The organism is Pseudomonas sp. PA-1-3F (assembly GCF_021609665.1).
Classification (GTDB): domain Bacteria; phylum Pseudomonadota; class Gammaproteobacteria; order Pseudomonadales; family Pseudomonadaceae; genus Aquipseudomonas; species Aquipseudomonas paracarnis.
Map to the genome: position 1 here is coordinate 41,233 of NZ_WJZD01000038.1, position 18,266 is coordinate 59,498.

General features: G+C 62.0%; 13 protein-coding genes. 12 read left to right on the forward strand and 1 reads right to left on the reverse strand.

The genetic code is table 11. From position 1 onward, the window contains the following. Positions 1-113: 113 nt before the first annotated feature. The 12 genes from GIV26_RS23005 (at position 114) to GIV26_RS23050 (ending at position 14,270) form a co-directional block, all read left to right on the forward strand. Positions 114-1,073, forward strand: a complete 960-nt coding sequence (locus tag GIV26_RS23005) for an AAA family ATPase (RefSeq protein ID WP_020301524.1) — start codon at positions 114-116, stop codon at positions 1,071-1,073. A 5-nt stretch (positions 1,074-1,078) separates the two neighbouring features. Next, complete coding sequence (locus GIV26_RS23010; RefSeq protein ID WP_044273431.1) at positions 1,079-2,011, forward strand: DUF58 domain-containing protein; 933 nt, start codon at positions 1,079-1,081, stop codon at positions 2,009-2,011. Next, a complete protein-coding gene (locus GIV26_RS23015; protein WP_003190798.1) occupies positions 2,008-2,502 on the forward strand; it encodes a DUF4381 domain-containing protein in 495 nt (164 codons plus the stop codon). The genes GIV26_RS23010 and GIV26_RS23015 overlap by 4 nt, the downstream gene beginning before the upstream one ends. After that, a complete protein-coding gene (locus tag GIV26_RS23020) occupies positions 2,495-3,583 on the forward strand; it encodes a vWA domain-containing protein (RefSeq protein WP_236282341.1) in 1,089 nt (362 codons plus the stop codon). The genes GIV26_RS23015 and GIV26_RS23020 overlap by 8 nt, the downstream gene beginning before the upstream one ends. Beyond that, positions 3,580-5,319: a tetratricopeptide repeat protein gene (locus GIV26_RS23025; RefSeq protein ID WP_236282343.1), complete on the forward strand. Its 1,740-nt coding sequence runs from the start codon at positions 3,580-3,582 to the stop codon at positions 5,317-5,319. The genes GIV26_RS23020 and GIV26_RS23025 overlap by 4 nt, the downstream gene beginning before the upstream one ends. Continuing rightward, positions 5,316-6,956 carry a BatD family protein gene (locus GIV26_RS23030; RefSeq protein ID WP_236282345.1) on the forward strand — a complete coding sequence of 547 codons (1,641 nt, stop codon included), beginning with the start codon at positions 5,316-5,318 and terminating at the stop codon, positions 6,954-6,956. The genes GIV26_RS23025 and GIV26_RS23030 overlap by 4 nt, the downstream gene beginning before the upstream one ends. Before the next feature lie 333 nt (positions 6,957-7,289). Continuing rightward, entirely contained in the window at positions 7,290-7,412 is a 123-nt protein-coding gene (locus GIV26_RS27165; RefSeq protein ID WP_254914303.1) for a hypothetical protein, read from the forward strand. Between the two features lie 329 nt (positions 7,413-7,741). Continuing rightward, positions 7,742-7,864: a hypothetical protein gene (locus tag GIV26_RS27170; protein WP_267910821.1), complete on the forward strand. Its 123-nt coding sequence runs from the start codon at positions 7,742-7,744 to the stop codon at positions 7,862-7,864. A 419-nt stretch (positions 7,865-8,283) separates the two neighbouring features. Continuing rightward, positions 8,284-9,525, forward strand: a complete 1,242-nt coding sequence (locus tag GIV26_RS23035) for an exonuclease SbcCD subunit D C-terminal domain-containing protein (protein ID WP_054897971.1) — start codon at positions 8,284-8,286, stop codon at positions 9,523-9,525. Next, the gene (locus tag GIV26_RS23040; RefSeq protein ID WP_236282347.1) at positions 9,522-13,160 is read left to right on the forward strand and encodes an AAA family ATPase; all 3,639 of its coding nucleotides are present in this window, start codon (positions 9,522-9,524) and stop codon (positions 13,158-13,160) included. The genes GIV26_RS23035 and GIV26_RS23040 overlap by 4 nt, the downstream gene beginning before the upstream one ends. Beyond that, entirely contained in the window at positions 13,157-13,750 is a 594-nt protein-coding gene (locus GIV26_RS23045) for a glutathione S-transferase (protein ID WP_236282349.1), read from the forward strand. Before GIV26_RS23040 ends, GIV26_RS23045 begins: the two co-directional genes overlap by 4 nt. 139 nt (positions 13,751-13,889) lie before the next feature. Continuing rightward, positions 13,890-14,270 carry an alpha-E domain-containing protein gene (locus GIV26_RS23050; RefSeq protein WP_268943441.1) on the forward strand — a complete coding sequence of 127 codons (381 nt, stop codon included), beginning with the start codon at positions 13,890-13,892 and terminating at the stop codon, positions 14,268-14,270. 169 nt (positions 14,271-14,439) lie between these two features. Here GIV26_RS23050 and GIV26_RS27250 read toward each other — a convergent pair whose 3' ends face one another. Next, entirely contained in the window at positions 14,440-18,222 is a 3,783-nt protein-coding gene (locus tag GIV26_RS27250; protein ID WP_236282351.1) for an Ig-like domain-containing protein, read from the reverse strand. Between the last annotated feature and the right edge of the window lie 44 nt (positions 18,223-18,266).

Consider the following 18,266-nt stretch of genomic DNA (forward strand, 5'->3'; position numbering starts at 1 on the left):
AAAAATACCCATCAAGCCGTTAGTCGCCGCACCCCGCGATGCATTAAAGTAAACGCCCCAGGCCCGGTGTTCTGTCACGACACCCAGGCTCATCTTTCCAGGAACCGTCATCGATGGAACATCGTGAAGCGCTGCTTGCGCTGCGAACCTTTCTTTCTACGCAGATTCTCGGCCAGGAAAAACTCATCGATCGCCTGTTGATCGCCCTGCTCGCTGACGGCCATATGCTGGTCGAAGGCGCACCGGGGCTGGCCAAGACCAAGGCGATCAAGGAGTTGGCCGAAGGGATCGAAGCGCAGTTCCATCGTATCCAGTTCACCCCCGACCTGTTGCCCGCCGATATCACCGGCACCGAGATCTATCGTCCGGAAACCGGCAGCTTCGTATTCCAGCAGGGGCCGATCTTCCATAACCTGGTGCTCGCAGACGAAATCAACCGTGCCCCGGCCAAGGTGCAGTCGGCCTTGCTCGAAGCCATGGCCGAGCGCCAGGTCAGCGTGGGCCGCAGCACCTACGAGCTGTCGCCGCTGTTCCTGGTGATGGCCACGCAAAACCCCATCGAGCAGGAAGGCACCTACCCGCTGCCCGAAGCCCAGCTCGACCGGTTCCTGATGCACGTCAAGATCGGCTTCCCGGACGCCGCCGTCGAGCGCCGCATCCTGCAGCAAGCTCGTGGCGAAGCATTGAATGGCGAAACCAAGCCCGAGCGGCGCGTCAGCCAACAGGCGATCTTTGCCGCCCGCAAGGAAATCCTCGGCTTGTACATGGCCGATGCCGTGGAGGAATACCTGGTGCAACTGGTGATGGCCACGCGCACCCCTGCGAAGTTCGACCCGGAAATGGCCGAGTGGATCGCCTATGGCGCCAGCCCCCGTGGTTCCATCGCCCTGGACCGCTGCGCCCGCGCCCATGCCTGGCTGGCCGGTCGCGATTTTGTCAGCCCGGAAGATATCCAGGCGGTCTTGTTCGACGTGCTGCGTCACCGCATCATCCTGTCGTTCGAGGCCGAGGCCGCCGGTGTCGACCAGGACCGCGTGGTGCAACGCATTCTCGACGTCGTTGCCGTCGCTTGAAGTCGATGAACGCAAGCGATGGCATCCGCGTAACCCTCAGTGAATTGATTGAGATGCGCCACCGCGTGCGTGAGGTGCAGTTGTTCTCCACGCCTGGCCAGCGTAGCCCGCTGGTGGGCCTGCATCACTCCAAGCTGCGCGGGCGTGGCGTCGATTTCGACCAGGTGCGCGTGTACCAGGCCGGCGACGATGTGCGCACCATCGACTGGCGCGTGACGGCGCGTACCCAGGAGCCGCACACCAAGCTGTTCCACGAAGAGCGCGAGCGACCGATTTTCATCATGGTCGAGCAAAGTTGCCGGCTGTTTTTCGGCTCGGGGCAAATGTTCAAGTCGGTGCTTGCCGCCCAGGCCGCCAGCCTGATCGGTTGGGCCGCCCTGGGCCATAACGACCGAGTGGGCGGGCTGGTGTTCGGCGACAGCGAGCACTACGAGATCAAGCCACGGCGCAGCAAGCAGAGCCTGTTGCAACTGCTCAACCGGCTGGTGCGGGTCAACCAGAGCCTGAACACCGAGCGTCAACCGGAAGCGGATGCCCTGGGCATGGCCTTGCGCCGTGGCCGCGAGGTGCTGCGCCCCGGCAGCCTGGTGGTGGTGATCTGTGATGAGCGCGCCCTCACCGAAGGCGCCGAGCAACAGCTGAGCCTATTGGCGCGCCATTGCGACCTGCTGTTATTACCAATCTCCGACCCGCTGGACCACGCCCTGCCCGCCGCCGGGCTGCTGCGTTTCGCACAAAGAGGTGCGCAACTGGAACTGGACACACTGAACATCGACCTGCGCCAGGCCTACAAGGCTCAGGCCGAAGCGCGTATCGCCCGCTGGGAACTGCTCGCGCAGAAGCTGCGGCTGTTGTTGATGCCCTTGAGCACCCAGAGTGAAATGGTCGAGCAACTGCGCGAATATCTCAACCCGCAACGCCCGGTTAAAAAACCATGAGCAGCCTGGACCAACTGCAACCGCTGATCGCCCCGCCCGCCATTGGCTTCTGGCCACCGGCACCGGGCTGGTGGCTGTTGCTGCTGGTGATCCCACTGCTCGGTTGGGGCTTGTGGTGGCTGCGCCGTTTCCTGCCGGCCCGCCGCCCTGTGGCCCGCGCCGAACAACCGCTGGACCCGTTGCGTATCGCCGCCCTGGCCGAGCTGGCTTTGATGCCCAAGCCCTACGACGGTGCGCCTGCGGGCGCCTGGCTGCAGCAACTCAACGGCCTGCTCAAGCGCCTGTGCCGTAACGACTACCCTTATAGCCAGAGCCATACCCTCAACGGGCGCAAATGGCTGGCCTTCCTGGACAACCGCTGCCCCGCCGCCGGCCTGACGCGCTGGATGGTGTTGGTGGAAGGCGCCTACAAACCCGAATGCAAGCTCGACGACAAAGCCATCGCCGGCCTCACCCAAGCCGTCGACACCTGGATTCGCAAACATGTTTGAGTTCGCCTGGCCGTGGATCTTCGCCCTGTTGCCACTGCCCTGGGTCATGCGCTTGGTGCTGCCCGTGGCCGACAGCGGCGAACCGGCGCTGAAAGTCAGCTACCTCAGCGACCTCGAAGGCCTGGCCCGCCGCCGTGCCCGCGTCAACCTGCCCGGCTGGCGCCAGCAAGCCCCATTCGTGGTGCTGTGGTTGCTGCTGTTGACCGCCGCCGCCCGCCCGCAATGGCTGGGCGAACCCTTGCCGATTGCTGCCAGCGGTCGGGATTTGCTGGTGGCGGTGGATGTGTCCGGCTCCATGGATTTTCCCGATATGCATTGGCAGGACGAGGACGTCAGCCGCCTGGCCTTGGTCAAGCACCTGCTGGGAGACTTTCTGGAGGAGCGTGAAGGTGACCGCGTGGGCCTGATCCTGTTCGGCAGCCAAGCCTACCTGCAAGCGCCCCTGACCTTTGACCGCCGCACCGTGCGGACCTGGCTGGATGAAGCGCGCATCGGCATTGCTGGCAAGAACACCGCCATCGGCGACGCCATCGGCCTGGCCATAAAACGCCTGCGCCAGCGCCCGGCGCAAAGCCGTGTGCTGATCCTGGTCACCGACGGCGCCAACAACGCCGGGCAGATCGACCCGTTGACCGCCGCGCGCCTGGCGGCCGAGGAAGGCGTGAAAATCTACCCCATCGGCATCGGCGCCGACCCCGAGCAAACCGGCTCCCTGGGCATCCTAGGCGTAAACCCGAGCCTGGACCTCGACGAACCGGCGCTCAAGGCACTGGCCGAGACCACCGGCGGCCAGTATTTCCGCGCCCGAGACGGCGAGGAACTGCTGAAGATCAAGGACACCCTCGACACCCTCGAGCCCGTGGAACAACAACCCACCCAGGCCCGCCCGGCCCAGGCGCTGTACAGCGGCCCATTGGCCTTGGCGTTGGTGTTGAGCCTGTTGCTGGTGATCCAGGAACGCTGGCCGAACAACGCTTTGCAACGCGGCTTCAATAGGCTATCGAGCAGGAGCATTTTTTTGCAGCAACACCCTGAATGGCGCCAGCGTCTGCAGCGCCTGCGTTTGCGGAGGCGTCGATGATCGCGCTGTGGCCGCACTGGTTGCACCCCTGGTGGCTGTTGTTGCTGCCCCTGCTTGGCTGGTTGCTGTGGCAGTTGTGGCATCGGCAAAAGCGCGCCGGGCGCTGGCAGATGATCCTGCCGCCGGCGTTCCATGCCGAGTTGCTCAGCGGTGGCAATGGCCGCGAGAGTAAATCGCCGTGGGTGGTGCTCGGCATCGCCTGGCTGTTGGCCGTGCTCGCGTTATTGGGCCCCAGTTGGCAACGGGTTGAACAGGCCAGCCAGAAACCTTCCGACCCCTTGGTGGTGCTGCTGGAACTGACCCCGGAAATGCTCGCCACCGACAGCCCGCCCAACCGCCTGGAACAGGCACGGCGCAAGCTGTATGACTTACTGCAAGCGCGCACCGATGCGCAAACAGCCATCATCGTGTATGCCGGCAGCGCCCATACCCTGGTGCCGCTGTCCGATGACCTGGCCACCAGCCGCAACCTGTTGGAAGCCCTGCGCCCGTCGATCATGCCCGAGCCCGGCCATCGTGCCGATCTTGCCGTGGAAAAAGCCCTGGGCCTGCTCAAGCAAGGCGGTCTCGGCCAGGGGCGCCTGCTGCTGATCGGTTCCTCATTGTCCAAACAAGAGCGCCAAGGCATCCGCCTGCAACTGCAAAGTGCCCAGGCTCCAACGTTGTCGATCCTCGGCATCGGCAGTCGCGAAGGTACGCCGGTGACTCAGGAGAGCGGCGAGTTCCTCAAGGACGACCAGGGCGCGATCCTGGTGCCGCGCCTCGACAGCCCGACCCTCAAGGCGTTCGCCAGCGAAATGGGTGGCCGCTACCGTGCGGCGCGCCTGGATGACAAGGACCTGCGCCAACTCGGCATGCTCGACAGCGCCCAAGCCCTGCGCGACGACGGCCAACGGCTGCGCCTGGACAGCTGGGCCGATCAGGGTTACTGGCTGCTCTTGCCGTTGTTGCTGCTGGCCGCGTGCGCCGGGCGTCGCGGCTGGCTGTTCTGCCTGCCCTTGCTGTTGATGGGCGCGCCGCAACCCAGCTATGCCTTTGGGCTGCAGGACCTGTGGCTGCGCCCCGACCAACAAGGCCAGTACCTGCTCAAGCACAAACGCCCGGCCGAAGCCGCAGAACACTTCCAGGACCCGCAATGGCAAGGCGTGGCGCTGTATGAAGCCGGCAATTACGCCGAGGCCATCAAGCGGTTTGCCCAAGGCAGCGACGCCTATTCCCACTACAACCGCGGCAATGCCCTGGCCAAGGCCGGTGAACTTGAAGCGGCCATTGATGCGTATGAACAAGCCCTGGAAGCCCAGCCCGATTTGCAGCCGGCGCTGAAAAACAAAGCCCTGGTTGAAGCGCTGATGCAGGAGCAAACGCAGCCCGAGCCGGACCCGCCTGCAAAAAACGCAGATGACGAAACCGCCCAACCCGGCCAAACTGCGCAACCGGGCACCAACGCACAAACGGCCCAGGGTGGCGAGCAATCGTCCCACGGCCAGGGCGAAGCCGGTACCGCTGAGACTCAGACAGGCGCCGCGCCACAGCCAGGCGGTAATGAAGTGCCAGGCAGCGAACTGGGTGACGAGCAGACCACCACGCCGCCACTGCGCCCCGCCGACACACGCCTGGAAGGCGAGCGCCGCCAAGCACTGGAGCAATGGTTGCAGGAGATCCCGGACAACCCCGGCGAGCTGTTGCGCCGCAAATTCTGGTACGAACAGCAACAACATCAGGACACCACTCGATGAGCCGCCGCACCACCCTTTTGCTCCTGCTCGCGTTGTCGGCAGGCCACGCCCCGGCGGCGGACCTGGTCGCCAGCGTAGACCGCAGCCGCCTCAACTCCGGGGAAACGGTGGAGCTGACGGTGCAATCCAGTGATGTGACCCAGTTTGGCAAACCGGACCTGTCGCCCCTGGACGCGCAGTTCGAAGTCAGCGGCACCCGCCAGATCAACCAACTCACCACGCTGGACGGCGACAACCACGCCACCACCCGTTGGATCATCACCCTGCTGCCCAAGGTGAACGGCAACGTGGTGATCCCGCCGCTGCAGGTGGGCGCGCTCAAGACCCAGCCGATCACCCTGCAAGTCGTGGAAAGTGCCAGCCAGAACACCAGCGCCGAACTGGCCCCGGTGTTCATCGAAGCCAGCCTCGACCAGACCAGCGTGTACGTGCAGGCCCAGGCCCTGTTGACCGTGCGCGTGTACCACTCGGTATCGCTGTATGACGACAGCAGCCTCACGCCCTTGCAGATACCGGATGCACGTGTCGAACAACTGGGCGAATCACGCACCTATGAAAAGGTCATCAACAGCATCCGCCATGGCGTGATCGAAACCCGCTACGCCCTCTACCCGCAACACAGCGGCGCCGTGGTGATTCCGGCGCAGACCTTCAGCGCTACCCTGGTGGAATCGCGACCGCCCCAGGAAAACACCCTGCAGGGCACCAAGCCGGGCAAGATGATTCATGTCAGCTCTGCGCCCCTGCCCTTGACGGTCAAACCCAAACCGGACGCCTACCCCGCCGACGCCCCCTGGCTGCCCGCGCGCAGCCTGACCTTGAGCGAAGGCTGGAACCCCACGCCGGACCACGTGCAAGTCGGCGATTCCCTGACCCGCAGCCTTACCGTGGAGGCCGAAGGCCTGTCCAGCGCACAGCTGCCGGCGCTGCCCGGCACCGAGGTCAACGGCCTGCGCCGCTACCCCGACCAACCAGTGATGACTAACCGTACCAGCGACCGCGGCCTGACCGGCAGCCGTGAAGACCGCGAAGCCCTGGTGCCGACCCGCGCCGGCGAGCTGGAACTGCCCGCCGTGGAAGTGGTGTGGTGGAACACCCACGAAGATCATCTGGAACGCACCAGCCTGCCGGCGCGCACCGTGCACGTGGCGGTGAACCCCAGCCTGGTGGTGGACACTCCGGCGACACCGACCATCATCACCGCCCCCGATGATGACCGCCTGTGGCTGTGGCAACTGAGCACACTGATACTGGCCTGCACCACCCTGCTGGGCTTTGGCCTGTGGTGGCGCGCACGCCGGCAACCGGCGGTACAACGCGCCGCGCAAACCGGTCCCAGCCCACGCACGCTGCTCGACGACCTCAAGCGCGCCACCCAGGCCAACGACCCTCATGCTACCCGCCAGGCCCTCGACGCCTGGGCACGGCAACAGCCGGAAACGCTGGCCGACATGGCCGCGCGGTTTGTGCCGCTGTCCGATGCCCTGGATGGGTTGAATGGCGCGTTGTATAGCGAAAGCGGCCAATACTGGTTGGGTGACGACCTGTGGCGTGCCATCAAAGCGATCCCCGTGGCCGAACGCGAGCAAGACCCGGCCACCGACACCACCAGCTTGCCGCCGCTCTACCCCAAGTAACCCCCGAGCCTGCTCGTTCCCACGCTCTGCGTGGGAATGCCGCCCCGGACGCTCCGCGTCCAGGTTTCACGCCCTGTGCAATGGTGACGCAGAGCGTCACGGGATGCATTACCACGCAGAGCGTGGGAACGATCAACCTGTGGCGCGCGATCAAGGCGATCCCCGTGGCCGAACGCGAGCAAGACCCGGTCACCGACACCACCAGCTTGCCGCCGCTCTACCCCAAGTAACCCCCGAGCCTGATCGTTCCCACGCTCTGCGTGGGAATGCCGCCCCGGACGCTCCGCGTCCAGGCTTCACGCCCTGTGCAATGGTGACGCAGAGCGTCACGGGATGCATTACCACGCAGAGCGTGGGAACGATCAATGGCGTGCCATCAAGGCGATCCCCGTGGCCGAACGCGAGCAAGACCCGGCCACCGACACCACCAGCTTGCCGCCGCGCTACCCCAAGTAACCCCCGAGCCTGCTCGTTCCCACGCTCTGCGTGGGAATGCCGCCCCGGACGCTCCGCGTCCAGGCTTCACGCCCTGTGCAACGGTGACGCAGAGCGTCACGGGATGCATTACCACGCAGAGCGTGGGAACGATCAATGGCGTGCCATCAAGGCGATCCCCGTGGCCGAACGCGAACAAGACCCGGCCACCAACACCACCAGTTTGCCGCCGCTCTACCCCAAGTACCCCTCGAGCCTGCTCGTTCCCACGCTCTGCGTGGGAATGCCGCCCCGGACGCTCCGCGTCCAGGTTTCACCCCCTGTGCAACGGTGACGCAGAGCGTCACGGGATGCATTACCACGCAGAGCGTGGGAACAATCAATGGCGTGCCATCAAGGCGATCCCCGTGGCCGAACGCGAACAAGACCCGGCCACCGACACCACCAGTTTGCCGCCGCTCTACCCCAAGTAACCCAGCCTCGACCAACACCACAAAACCCTGTGGGAGCGGGCTTGCCCGCGATGGCGGTGTAACAGTCGGCAGACGTGCTGGCTGATACTCATCCATCGCAGGCAAGCCAGCTCCCACAGTGGATCTGCGTCGCCTGATCGACATGGCCCGCACCCTCGCCGACCGTGCGCTCGATTGCCTGCAACCCAACCCCACTAACACGCCATAACCCCCTAGGAGCGAGCTTGCTCGCGAAGAACTCACAGGCGCCGCGTTTATCCAGGAAACACGCGTCATCGTTGACGTTTTTCGCGAGCAAGCTCGCTCCTACAATCAGCCATCAGGGCTGGCCCACACTCCGTTGATCGCGTCGGCCATGAGTCCGCGTGCACTTTTACAGGTAAACTCCCCTCCTTTTCATCTTCTCCACGGAGTTCGCCTTGCGTCTGTTTCATACCTCCGACTGGCACTTGGGCCAAAACCTCCACGGCCAGGAACGCGACTTCGAACACGCTTGTTTCCTTGAGTGGCTGCTGGGCCAACTCAAGGCCCAGCGCCCGGACGTGCTGTTGATCGCCGGCGATATCTTCGACACGGTCAACCCGCCGCTCAAGGCCCAGGAGCGCTTGTATGACTTCATCATCAGCGCCCACGAACAACAGCCGACGCTGACCATTGTGATGATTGCCGGCAACCATGACTCCGGTTCGCGCATTGAGCTGCCTGCGCCTCTGATGCGCCGCCTGCGCACCCATGCCCTGGGCCGGGTGCTGTGGCTGGATGACGGGCAACTGGATGCCGACCGGCTGCTGATCCCGCTGCCCAATGCCAAAGGCAAGATCGCCGCCTGGTGCCTGGCGCTGCCCTTCCTGCGCCCGGCGGAAGTCACCGGCGCACAGCTGGGCGATGATTACCTGCGCGGCATCGGCCAAGTGCATGAATGGCTGATCGCGGCCGCCAATGCCAAGCGCAACAAAGGCCAGGCGCTGATAGCCATCAGCCATGCGCATATGGCCGGTGGGTCGGTATCCGAAGACTCCGAACGCAGCCTGATCATCGGCAATGCCGAGGCGCTGCCTGCCACACTGTTCGACCGAAGCGTGGCGTATGTGGCCCTCGGCCATTTGCACAAACCGCAAAAGGTCAATGGCGAGGAGCGCATTCGCTACAGCGGCTCGCCAATCCCCCTGTCGTTCTCCGAAATCGGCTACAAGCACCAGATTCTCGACGTGACGTTCCAGGGCGAAAGGCTGGTGGGCTGCGAACCGATCCTGATTCCCCGCTCCGTCAACCTGCAACGCCTGGATGCCGCGCCCCTGGCCGATATCCTCAAGCAACTCGGTGAGCTGCCCGACATCGACCTGCTCGCCGAAACCCAGCGCCACCCCTGGCTGGAAGTGCGCGTACGCCTCGACGAGCCGCAACCGGACCTGCGCCAACAGATCGAAACTGCACTGCAAGGCAAGGCCGTGCGCCTGGTGCGTATCGCCGCCGAGTATGCCGGCACACGCGGCAGCGCAGAGGTAGACGATGCGCAACTGATCGAACTCGACCAGCTCACGCCCCAGGAACTGTTCAGCCGCGCCTGGCAGGACAGCTACGGCAGTGAAGTGGATGAACAGACCTTGAAGGACTTCGCCGTGCTGCTCCAGGAAGTGCAACAGGAGGGCGAACAGCCATGAAGATCCTCGCCATCCGCCTGAAAAACCTCGCCTCCCTGGCGGGCCCGTTCGAAATCGACTTTACCGCCGAGCCCCTGGCCAGTGCGGGTCTGTTCGCCATCACCGGGCCGACCGGCGCGGGTAAAAGTACCCTGCTCGATGCGCTGTGCCTGGCGCTGTTTGGCGCGGTGCCGCGCCTGGGTGACACCGGCCAGGCCAAGATGCCGGACGCCGACACGGATATTTCCATCGGCGACCCGCGCACCCTGATTCGACGCGGCACCGGTGGCGGCTATGCCGAGGTGGATTTTGTCGGTGTCAGTGGCCGTCGCTACCGTGCGCGCTGGGAAGCCAACCGCGCCCGTGACAAGGCCAGCGGCAAGTTGCAGAACAGCCGGCAAAGCCTGATCGACCTGGACAGCGACCAACTGTTGGCCAGCCAGAAAACCGAATACAAGACCCAGCTCGAATTGGCCCTGGGCCTGAACTTCGAACAGTTCACCCGCGCGGTGCTGCTGGCGCAAAGCGAGTTCAGCGCCTTCCTCAAGGCCAATGACAATGAGCGCAGCGAACTGCTGGAAAAGCTCACCGATACCGCGCTCTACACCCAGCTCGGCCGCCGTGCGTTCGATAAGGCCAAAGAGGCCAAGGACGCCCACAAACAGCTGCAGGACCAAGCCACCGGCGTGGTACCCCTGGCACCCGAAGCCCGCGCCGAGCTGGATCAACAGTTGGCCCACGCCCAGCAGCAGCTCAAGACCCAACAAGCCCAGCTCAAGCAGCTGGAGTTGCAACACACCTGGCTCAAGGAACTGCGTGAATGGCAGGAGCGCCATCAACACGCAGTGGAGCAACTGCAACGCGACGAAGCAACCTGGGCCAGCCAAGGTCAGCAACGCCAGGACCTGAGCCTGCTGGAGCAGTTGGCACCGCAACGCCATCACTTCCTGCGCCAGGCAGAACTCGGCACCCTGCTGACGCCCCTGGCGGCACAGATTGCGCAGCACCTCGAGCAACAAGCCACCCTGCACGCCCGCCAGGAACAGGCGCAACACCAGCAAGTGGCCGCCCAGGCTGCACTGGCCGAGGCCCTGAAACACCAGGCCGACGCCGCGCCCCTGCTGCGCCAGGCCATCGAAGAGCAAAACACCCTCGCCCATGTGAGCCGCGAACTGGCAAAGCGCAACGAGGAAAAACACCAGCACGAAAGCGCCTGCACCGAAGGCCAGGCCCTGCTCGACGGTTTGCAACACACGCAAGCCCAAGGCACCGAGCGCCTGCAACGCCTGGCCACCGAGCTTGAGCACAGCGCCGCCCTCGCGCCGCTGAGCGATGCCTGGAACGCCTACCGTGACCGCCTGCAACAGTTGGTGTTGATCGGCAATCGCCTCAACCAAGGCCAGGCCGAGCTGGGGCAACTCGAACAGCGCGCCAGCGCCGCCGCCGAACAGTTCACCCAACAGCGCGAAGCCCTGGATTTGCTCTACCACGAGGCCGGTGCCGAACCGCACGCGGTGGCCGAACAAATCCAATTGCTGGCCAGCCTGCTGCAAGACAATCGCAAGCAGCAGCGCGCCTTCGAAGACCTGGCCCGTTTGTGGGACAGCCAGCAACAGTTGGATCAACAGGCCGCTGCGCTCACGCAAAGGCTCGCCGAGGCCGCGCACAAACGCGAACAACTGAACCAGACCGGCCTGCAAACCAAGGCCGAACTCACCGTTGCCGAACAAACCCTGGCGGTGACCAAGCAACTGCTTGAGCGCCAACGCCTGGCCCGCAGTGCCAGCGTCGAGGAATTACGCGAGCAGTTGCAGGATGACCAACCCTGCCCGGTGTGCGGCAGCCACGAACACCCCTATCACCAGCCTGAAGCCCTGCTGCAAAGCCTGGGCCGCCATGATGAAAGTGAAGAGGCGGCTGCGCAGAAAGCCGTCGACAGCCTCAAGGAAAAACTCACTGAATTGCGCGGTGAAGTGGGCGGCCTGATCGCTCAGCAAAAAGAGTTCCTGCAACAGCAGGAACAGTTGGCCACGCAGCAGCAGGGTTTGGCACCGAGCCTGCAAGCCCACCCACTGTCTGCCTCGCTGTTCAATCAGGACGCCGCCAAGCGCAGCCCTTGGCTGGCCCAGCAACTGGCCCAATTGACCCAAAGCATCAGCCAGGACGAACAACGCCAAAGCGCCCTGCTCAACCTGCAACAGAACGCCGGGCGCTTGCAGCAACAATTACAAGCGGCCCAGGATGCCAGCCAGCAAGCCCGGCAATTGCTGGTGGACCAACAGCGGCAACTGGCCGGCGACCGCGAACGCCTGGAGGCTGAACTCAGCGCCTTCGCCAGCCTGTTGCCCGCCCAGACGCTGGAAGGCTTGCGCAGCACGCCTGCGGCGACCTTCATGCAGCTCGACCAACAGGTCAGCCAGCGCCTTGAGCAGTTGGGCCATCAACGCGACGAGCAGGCCGAGCAGCAAGAGCGCCAACAGGCCATCGAGAAACAACACACCCACCAACAGCATCGTCAGCAGCAACTTGAAACTGTGAATCTGCAAGTCGCCGAGCTGGCCGACCAGCAACACGCCGTCCAGGAAAAACTCCGCGCCTTGCTAGGGGATTACCCCAGCGCCGAACACTGGCAACAGCAGCTGGAGCAAGCCGTCACGCAGTCGCGCCAAAGCGAGACCGACGCCAACCAGGAACTGCACGCCGTGCACACGGCGCAAGTACAGCTGGCCGCCGACCTCAAGGCCCAGCAGCAACGCCAGCAGGCATTGGAGGCGGAGCAGCACGCCCTTGCGACACGCATCGGCGAATGGCGCGCCTTGCACCCAGAACTGGATGATCAGGGCCTGGCGCGCCTGTTGGCCCTTGATGAAGCCCAGGTCGCGCAGTTGCGTCAGCACCTGCACAGCAGCGAAAAGGCCGTCGAGCAAGCCAAGGTTCTGCTGCACGAGCGCGAACAGCGCCTGGCCGAACACCAGGCCCTGCACAACGGCAACCTGGAGGCCGAGCAGTTGGACGCCACCCTGGCAACGCTTGAGCAGCAACTGCTCGAGGGTGAGAAACACTGCGCCGAACTGCGCGCACGCCAGTCCGAAGACCAGCGCCGCCAGAATGCCAACCTGGCCCTGGCCGAACAGATTGCCAAGGCTTACGAGCAGTGGCAGCGCTGGGCACGCCTGAATGCGCTGATCGGCTCGGCCACCGGCGACACCTTCCGCAAGATCGCCCAGGCCTACAACCTCGACTTGCTGGTGCACCATGCCAACGTGCAACTGCGCCAACTGGTGCGCCGCTACCGGCTCAAACGCGGCGGCAGCATGCTCGGGCTGCTGGTGATGGACACAGAGATGGGCGATGAACTGCGTTCGGTGCATTCATTGTCCGGTGGCGAAACCTTCCTGGTGTCGTTGGCACTGGCGTTGGGGCTGGCCTCGATGGCGTCGAGCACCTTGAAGATCGAGTCGCTGTTTATCGACGAAGGCTTTGGCAGCCTTGATCCGGAGTCGTTGCAATTGGCGATGGACGCCCTGGACGGCCTGCAGGCCCAGGGCCGCAAGGTGGCGGTGATCTCCCACGTACAGGAAATGCACGAGCGCATCCCGGTACAGATCCAGGTCCAGCGCCAGGGCAACGGCCTGAGTACCCTGGAGGTCAAGTGAACGAAGCGCTGCTGTACTCGTTCCGACGCTGCCCGTATGCGATGCGGGCGCGGCTGGCCTTGCGTTACTCAGGCGTTCCTGTGCGAATTGTCGAGGTGAGCCTCAAGGCCAAGCCGGCCGAGATGCTGGCGCTGTCGCCCAAGGGTACGGTGCCGGTGTTGAGTGTCGAAGGTCGAGTGATCGAGGAGAGCCTGGAGATCATGCAATGGGCGCTGGCGCAGCACGATCCGGATGATTGGCTGCTACAAGGTGACCCTGCGGTGTTGGCGTTGATTGCCGAGAATGATCAAGTGTTCAAGCATCATTTGAATCGATACAAGTATGCCGAGCGCTACCCGGAACAGCCGATGGAACATTATCGGGCCGAGGGTGAGGTGTTCTTGCAAAAGCTGGAAGGATTGCTGGCGGAGCGTGAGTACTTGCTCGCCGAACACCTGAGCCTGGCGGATGCGGCACTGGCGCCGTTTGTGCGGCAGTTTGCTCATGTGGATCGGGAGTGGTTTGCGGGGACGCCGTATCAGCGTTTGCAGATTTGGTTACAGCGGTTCCTTGAGTCCCCACTGTTTACCGCCGTGATGGCAAAGCCCTGAGGCCGATACACTCAAGTGTGGGAGCTGGCTTGCCTGCGATACTGACGACTCGGTGCAACTGAAACACCGAGTTGATGCCATCGCAGGCAAGCCAGCTCCCACATTTGACCGTCGCTCAATTCCAGTTCAGTGCCGGGTCTTGTTATCTAGCATCAAGTATGAGGCAGACCCGCTTTTGAATCAGTCCGTGCTCCACGATTTGTCATCATTCGAGGCGTACACCGAGCTGTATCCCAATGCCTTGAATGCCCGCTCGGTGTCGGAACTGCTGCTGTTGCGCAGCGACGTGCCGCGCTCGCTGCATGCGTGTATCGGGGAGTTGAGCCATATCCTCGCGGACCTTCCTGGCAGCTATGGACGCACGGCGCAGCGCTTGGCGGCGGAATTTGAAGCGCGGCTGCGGTATACGGGGATTGATGAGATTCTGGAGGATGGGTTGCATAGGCGGTTGACGGAGTTTATTGAGGGCGTGCGGGAGTTGGCGGGGGCGGTGCAGAGCTCTTACCTGGAGGTTGTGTGAGGGCATTGCAGTCACTTGACGGTCTGTCCTTGTGGAGGCGTGGAAACCCTGCCCCAAAAGGACGATGTCGAGCTGCCTGAGTTTTTTGCCCGTGCGCACGTTCGCCGGGAGTGGCGCACGGGGCAGTCTTCCTTGAGGGAAATATGCCCCAGATTAGCCCTATGTTGATTTAACTAATCCCCCATATAGCAACAGAATTCCAACCCCCGTCATCAGGAGAAATCAGTAATTCATAAGGATCAGTTTCCGTATACCTACCAAACCTAAGCGTAGTTTGATTACCCAACCACAGCGATCCAACGATAGGAAGTCCACCCACTCTGTATAAGTCAGCAAGTACCCTGCACTCAGCCTGCGTTGGAAAACGTGTACCTGAACTGGCGATAGCATTGACAGCTCTGGGCCATGCATTTTGCATTGGCGGCTGGCCTGTATGAACTCTCCGCCACATCGTTAAACCACTTATCGTCAAGGTATAAGAGGCGGTAGTTCCAACATTATCTGTCACTGTGATTTTCGTAGTTCCTTTGCCCGCCGCTACCACTCGCCCTGTCAACTCATCAACCGTTGCTACATTTTTATCAGCTGAACTGTAGCGATAAGGACGAACGCCACCTGTTGCACTTTGAGTATAGACAGCAGCCGCAGGTGGATTTGCGGGCGGGGCTCCTTGAATAACATGGTAGCCAGGGACTGCAAGAGTTTTATTCCCACCCGCACTTAAAGCGGGTTTGTAAATGGTGTATTCCACCACCGGAAAGCTGATGGCCTCGGCCTCAACCTTGCTCACACTGAACGCCGCTTTTAACTCCACCTGCAGCTTGGTGCCATGTCCCAACCCCTCCAGATAAGTACGAGCGATCCCTGGTTCGATTTTTCCGTTAGCGATCCAGGTCGGGTTCACAGCTGCGCTACCCGCCCCGTTGTACACCGTCAGCGAATGATCAACGCCCTTGTTCGTTTTCCCCAGCAGCCTCAACCAGACGGGGTTAGGCGCAGTGATAAACGGCCAGACACCAATTTGCCCTGTGGCATCGCCGGTAAACGTAGTCAAGTTCAGTACTTGAGTCGCCTCGTTAGCCTGATTGATCTTGAGCACCGTTTTGGCCAACTCAGCCTGGGGTATCGGCGTCACCGTCACCGTCAACACCTTGGACGCAACCACCTTGCCGCTACGGGTTACGTCGTACTTAAGCGTGAACGTTTTGTCGGCATTACCGACGTTGGCGGCAATCGCGGCCTTGGTAATATCGAACGTGGCTTTGCCCGTCGCTACCCCATTCTTGGCCGGGATCACCGGAGAACCCGCTCCGGCTGTCCCCACCATCGTCACCTTGATGCTGTCTGTGGTGTACATCGGTGTGTACTCCACGGACACCGTGGCGCCGTTTTGCGCATCCAACGGCGCGAGCGTTACCGAGGTACCCGTCCCCGTGGCCTGGGTCAACTTGGGAACAGGGAATTCTGCCGGCAGGGTGTTAACGGTGTATTCCACTATCGGGAAGATGATGGCGTCAGCCTCGACTGCACTAGTTTTTGAAAGCGTCGCCCTGAACTGGAGTTTCAGTTTCGTATCATGACCCAGCTCACGGAAGTACGAGGCGGCGACGCTTTGATCATAGAAACCATTACTGAACCACCCATTAGTCACGCCATTCTGTATCAGAGTCCATACCTGCAGGTCATGTACCGATCCATCGGCCTTGAAGCCACTCAATAACATGGCTACCCGTTGGAAGCTCGCGATAAACGGCCATGACCCAACGCGCAGGGTCTTATTAGTAACCGATCCACTCAAATCCAGGACTTTGTTAACAGCATCCGCTTCATTTATCCGGATCACTGTCTTTGCCAACTCAGTTGTCGGAATCGGCGTCACTGTCACCGTCAACACCTGGGACGATACAACCTTGCCGCTACGGGTTACGTCGTACTTAAGGGTGAACGCCTTGTTGGCATTACCGACGTTGGCGGCAATCGAGGCCTTGGGAATATCGAACGTGATCTCGCCCGCCGTTACCCCATTCTTGGCCGGAATCGCGGGCGACCCCGCATTGGCAGCCCCTACCATCGTGACTTGAATGCTGTCTGTGGTGTACATCGGCGTGTACTCCACCGACACCGTGCCGCCGTTTTGCGCATCCAACGGCGCGAGCGTTACCGAGGTGCCAGTGCCACTTGCCTGGGTTAACTTGGGAACAGGGAATTCTGCCGGCAGGGTGTTAACGGTGTATTCCACTATCGGGAAGATGATGGCGTCAGCCTCGACTGCACTAGTTTTTGAAAGCGTCGCCCTGAACTGGAGTTTCAGTTTCGTATCATGACCCAGCTCACGGAAGTACGAGGCGGCGACGCTTTGATCATAGAAACCATTACTGAACCACCCATTAGTCACGCCATTCTGTATCAGAGTCCATACCTGCAGGTCATGTACCGATCCATCGGCCTTGAAGCCACTCAATAACATGGCTACCCGTTGGAAGCTCGCGATAAACGGCCATGACCCAACGCGCAGGGTCTTATTAGTAACCGATCCACTCAAATCCAGGACTTTGTTAACAGCATCCGCTTCATTTATCCGGATCACTGTCTTTGCCAACTCAGTTGTCGGAATCGGCGTCACTGTCACCGTCAACACCTGGGACGATACAACCTTGCCGCTACGGGTTACGTCGTACTTAAGGGTGAACGCCTTGTTGGCATTACCGACGTTGGCGGCAATCGAGGCCTTGGGAATATCGAACGTGATCTCGCCCGCCGTTACCCCATTCTTGGCCGGAATCGCGGGCGACCCCGCATTGGCAGCTCCTACCATCGTGACTTGAATGCTGTCGGTGGTATACATCGGCGTGTACTCCACCGACACCGTGCCACCGTTTTGCGCATTCAACGGCGCCAGGTTAACTGAGGTACCGGTCCCCGTGGCCTGGGTCAACTTGGGCACCGGAAATTCAGCCGGCAGGGTGTTAACAGTATATTCCACCACTGGAAAGTTAATGCCGTCGGCCTCGGTTTGACTAGATGAAAGTGTCGCCTTGAACTGAAGTTTCAGTTTCGTACCATGACCCAGTTCACGGAAGTACGAGGCCGCGACGCGTTGATCATAGAAACCATTGCTGAACCACCCAGCAGTCACCGCGTTGCTCGCCAGACGCCATACCTGCAGGTCATGTACCGATCCATCGGCCTTGAAGCCACTCAATAACATGGCTACCCGTTGACCGTTAACGATAAACGGCCATGACCCAACCCGCAGAGTTTTATTGGTAACCGATCCACTCAAATCCAGGACTTGGGTAGCAGCATCCGCTTCATTTATCCGGATCATCGTTTTCGCCAACTCAGACTGCGGTATTGGCCTCACAGTCACCGTCAAGGTTGCCGACGTGACCGAGACACCCGCACGGGTTACCGCGTATTGGTATTTCACCGTGGTGGCGTGGTCACGAATGTTCGCCGCAATCGCCGCCCTGGAAATATCGAACGCCACCTCCTGCAAGGCTTCATTCCCAGGTTTGGCCGGGATATCTGGCGAACCGCCATTGCCGGCGCCTACCATGCTGGCTTTGATCGAGTCACCGTTGCGCATGCCCACGTAGCTCACCACCAATTGGGTGCCCTGTTGCACCTTAAGGGGTTCCAGGTCGGCGGTGTCGGGGCCGGTGGTTTGCGCTTCAAGCAAGGTCGGCGACGGCAGTTCGCCCACGCCACGGCTGATCAGCACCTCGGTGATCTGTGAGTAACGCGGCATCGCCTCATCAGCGCGTGTCAGCGTATAGAACACCGTCACCGACTCATCCAGGTTGTTCTCCACGTAGTATTTTTCGATGTCGTGGGCGGTGGTGGCGCCATTCACGGCCACCTCCACCGGCACTTCGGTGCGGGCGCCCCGGCCAAGCCAGTACATGCGGATCCAGTCGCCGCGCAGTGTTTCGCCAAACGGTGCAAACACGGTGGCGTAGGCGCCTACATCATCCGGATTCAGCTGGCCGCTGA

What these genes read in the sequence shown, in the direction of transcription:
- GIV26_RS23025 (WP_236282343.1), top strand. Translation starts at nt 3,580, where the DNA reads ATGATCGCGCTGTGGCCGCACTGGTTGCACCCCTGGTGGCTGTTGTTG.
- GIV26_RS23040 (WP_236282347.1), top strand. Translation starts at nt 9,522, where the DNA reads ATGAAGATCCTCGCCATCCGCCTGAAAAACCTCGCCTCCCTGGCGGGC.
- GIV26_RS23030 (WP_236282345.1), top strand. Translation starts at nt 5,316, where the DNA reads ATGAGCCGCCGCACCACCCTTTTGCTCCTGCTCGCGTTGTCGGCAGGC.
- GIV26_RS23010 (WP_044273431.1), top strand. Translation starts at nt 1,079, where the DNA reads ATGAACGCAAGCGATGGCATCCGCGTAACCCTCAGTGAATTGATTGAG.
- GIV26_RS27165 (WP_254914303.1), top strand. Translation starts at nt 7,290, where the DNA reads ATGCATTACCACGCAGAGCGTGGGAACGATCAATGGCGTGCCATCAAG.
- GIV26_RS27170 (WP_267910821.1), top strand. Translation starts at nt 7,742, where the DNA reads ATGCATTACCACGCAGAGCGTGGGAACAATCAATGGCGTGCCATCAAG.
- GIV26_RS23020 (WP_236282341.1), top strand. Translation starts at nt 2,495, where the DNA reads ATGTTTGAGTTCGCCTGGCCGTGGATCTTCGCCCTGTTGCCACTGCCC.
- GIV26_RS23005 (WP_020301524.1), top strand. Translation starts at nt 114, where the DNA reads ATGGAACATCGTGAAGCGCTGCTTGCGCTGCGAACCTTTCTTTCTACG.
- GIV26_RS23015 (WP_003190798.1), top strand. Translation starts at nt 2,008, where the DNA reads ATGAGCAGCCTGGACCAACTGCAACCGCTGATCGCCCCGCCCGCCATT.